This is a genomic window from Staphylococcus sp. NWU MK-U1, from assembly GCF_033283505.1.
Classification (GTDB): Bacteria; Bacillota; Bacilli; order Staphylococcales; family Staphylococcaceae; genus Staphylococcus; species Staphylococcus haemolyticus.
The window spans coordinates 1-596 of the sequence record NZ_JAVSMG010000022.1; the positions used below are offsets into that span (position 1 = coordinate 1).

Here is a 596-nt window from a genome sequence, read left to right on the forward strand (position 1 = left end):
TAATTCCAATCATGCTAACTCTTAGGCCAAGCGGTCTTAGGAAGACAAGCTTGACAGGCAACTCCTTGGCTCACAGAACGACATGGCTACGATCCGACTTTATTCGTCTCAGGGAGCAAAAGCAGGGGATCATTGGATTGAAGCATTGCATGGTGGTGTTTGATGATAAAAGTCGGAGGCCAAGCGGTCTTAGGAAGACAAGTCCAGAGCTCAACTCCTTGGCTCACAGAACGACATGGCTACGATCCGACTTCAGGTCAAATATATTCAATATGGAGAGCACAAATATTTTCAGTGACATCAGTGTACTTTTGACTGAACACACAGAAAATAATACTTCGGATGGCCATCAATTAGAAGTCGGATCGTAGCCATGTCGTTCTGTGAGCCAAGGAGTTGTTTGGCAACTTTGTCTTCCTAAGACCGCTTGGCCTCCGACTTCAGGTCAAATATATTCAATATGGAGAGGTTACCTTGTTTCTACTTGTCAAGCGATATACTGCAAGTCGGATCGTAGCCATGTCGTTCTGTGAGCCAAGGAGTTGGATGGCAATTGTCTTCCTAAGACCGCTTGGCTATGAGCCAAGGAGTTGTAT

1 protein-coding gene is annotated in these 596 nt (G+C 45.5%); it reads left to right on the forward strand.

Annotated features, from left to right (window positions below; translation table 11 throughout):
- The first annotated feature begins 162 nt into the window (after positions 1-162).
- Positions 163-315 (forward strand): hypothetical protein, encoded by a 153-nt coding sequence (locus SBL16_RS12135; protein WP_317954279.1) that lies wholly within the window; start codon positions 163-165, stop codon positions 313-315.
- Positions 316-596: the final 281 nt, after the last annotated feature.